Origin of the sequence: Rhodovibrio sodomensis (assembly GCF_016583645.1) — a bacterium.
Classification (GTDB): Bacteria; Pseudomonadota; Alphaproteobacteria; order Kiloniellales; family Rhodovibrionaceae; genus Rhodovibrio; species Rhodovibrio sodomensis.
The window spans coordinates 1-1,925 of record NZ_NRRL01000264.1 but is presented as its reverse complement, the minus strand read 5'-3'; the positions used below and the strand labels follow the sequence as shown (position 1 = coordinate 1,925).

Genomic DNA, 1,925 nt, shown 5'->3' with positions numbered 1-1,925 from the left:
TTAGAGTCTGGCCGGGAATGAGTTGTTTCGTATCAAGGTCTTGCGAGCCGCCTTGTGAGCAGGCGGATGTGGGCGATCAGCACCCACGCGACCGCACTGGTGATGGTTGCCTCGACATCCTTGGCCAGCCGGCGGCAGCGCCCGAGCCACGCAAAGGTGCGCTCGACCACCCATCGCCGGGGCAGCACCTCGAAGCCTTTGGTACCCGGGGAGCGCTTCACGACCTCGATCGTCCACTTGCCGTGAGCCGCCAGCGCCGTCTGGAGTTTTTCGCCAGCATAGCCGCCGTCAGCGAAAAGGTGGCGCAACCAAGGGTAGAGGCTGCGTAGAGCGGCGATGAGCTCGACGGCGCCATCGCGATCTTGGATGTCAGCCGGGTGAACCTGGATCTGCAGCAGGTTTCCCTGGGTGTCGGTGACGATATGGCGCTTGCGGCCCTTGGTCTTCTTACCGGCATCAAAGCCGCGCGGTCCGCCGCTTTCCGTGGTCTTGACCGATTGGCTGTCGATCACCCCTGCGCTCGGGCTGGCCTCTCGTTCCACCTGCTCCCGCGCAGCCATGACGAGCACGTGATTGATCTGATCGAGCACCCCGCTACGCGCCCAAGAGTAGAAATAGTCCTGAACGGTCGAGCGCGGCGGAAAGTCCTTCGGCAGCATCCGCCATTGGCAGCCAGTGGTTGCCATGTACAGCAGGGCGTTCACGACCTCCCGGCGATCCGTCTTCGGCGGGCGTCCCAAACGCTTGCGCGGCGGAAGCTGCAGTTCGACGAACGCCCATTCAGGGTCGGTCATATCGCTTGCATACCGCAAACCACGGCGGTCATACTGCGGTCGGGTGATCTTGGTCCACATGTTGTGTCTCCACTGAGTTGCGTCCACAACCCAATGAATCACAACCCACTGAGATCACCCAATTCTTTTCCGGCCAGACTCTTAGAGAAGGCCAACGCCGACAGCGGTGCACTCTCCGCGGGTCATCGGCAAGCTCTCATCCGACCGGGATCCGCCGATTAGACCGGTCTCCGGCAAGGTTGCCCGAGGGTGCCGAGCGGCGGTAGCGTGTTCGGTGCGGTGTTCGCAGTTTAGCTGCGAACGGGAAACCGGTGCGAGTCCGGTGCGGCCCCCGCCACTGTATTGGACTATGCTGCGCTCATCATGCCACTGGCTCTTGGCCGGGAAGGCGAGCGTAGAAGCGTCCTCAGCCAGGAGACCGACCGCAAACGACCGAGGCACCCCACATCAACGGCGCGGTGGGCGCCGAAAGGAGATTGCATGAGATTCTTGATCGCCTTGATGGCCATGACGCTGGCAGCGAGCAGCGCTTCTGCACACACGGGAACGATGACGGCTGGCGGCTTCCCGGCAGGTTTTCTGCACCCGATCGGCGGACTCGATCATGTGCTTGCGATGGTCACCGTTGGTCTGCTTGCTTTTCACGTCGGGGGGCGCGCAACCTGGCTCGTCCCGTCGAGCTTCATTTCGATGATGGTTGTCGGTGGCGCACTTGGCGCCGCGGCGATCGCGCTGCCGCTGGTCGAATTCGGTATCGTTTTGTCGATTGTCGTCCTGGGCGCCATGCTCGCAAGCGGCCGGGCAATGGGTACCATGTTGGCGGTTTTGATAGTGGGCGTGTTTGCTGTTTTCCATGGACACGCACATGGCGCGGAAATGCCGGCGGCTGCCTCTGCCGCTGCATACGGGTTTGGATTACTCGTGGCGACAGCGCTTCTCCACGGCGCCGGTCTTCTGGCCGGCTACGGTCTGGCCCGGCTCGGATCGGTGAGCGGTACACGCTTAGGACCTGAAAAGCAAGAAACGAATCGAAGGCTGGGTGAATTTGCCAGAATAGAATCGGCGTATAGGCGGCATGATCGGGCGCAGGTTGGTAGGTTTGGGGTATGGGTAAGTTCGAAGACCTTCGCG

The 1,925-nt window shown here is 62.0% G+C and carries 2 protein-coding genes and 1 riboswitch; of the genes, one reads left to right on the top strand and one right to left on the bottom strand.

Going from position 1 to position 1,925, the window contains the following annotated elements; translation table 11 throughout:
- Window positions 1–32: 32 nt before the first annotated feature.
- Window positions 33–854, bottom strand: coding sequence for an IS5 family transposase (locus CKO28_RS27645; RefSeq protein WP_200344743.1), 822 nt, complete (start codon window positions 852–854; stop codon window positions 33–35).
- 200 nt (window positions 855–1,054) lie between these two features.
- Window positions 1,055–1,235, top strand: a riboswitch (cobalamin riboswitch).
- A 39-nt stretch (window positions 1,236–1,274) separates the two neighbouring features.
- Here CKO28_RS27645 and CKO28_RS27640 point away from each other — a divergent pair.
- A partial coding sequence (locus CKO28_RS27640; protein WP_200344741.1) for a HupE/UreJ family protein occupies window positions 1,275–1,925 on the top strand: 651 nt, incomplete at its 3' end.

Excerpts from the sequence above, each read along its gene's own strand:
- CKO28_RS27645 (WP_200344743.1), bottom strand. The coding sequence starts at position 854 with ATGTGGACCAAGATCACCCGACCGCAGTATGACCGCCGTGGTTTGCGG.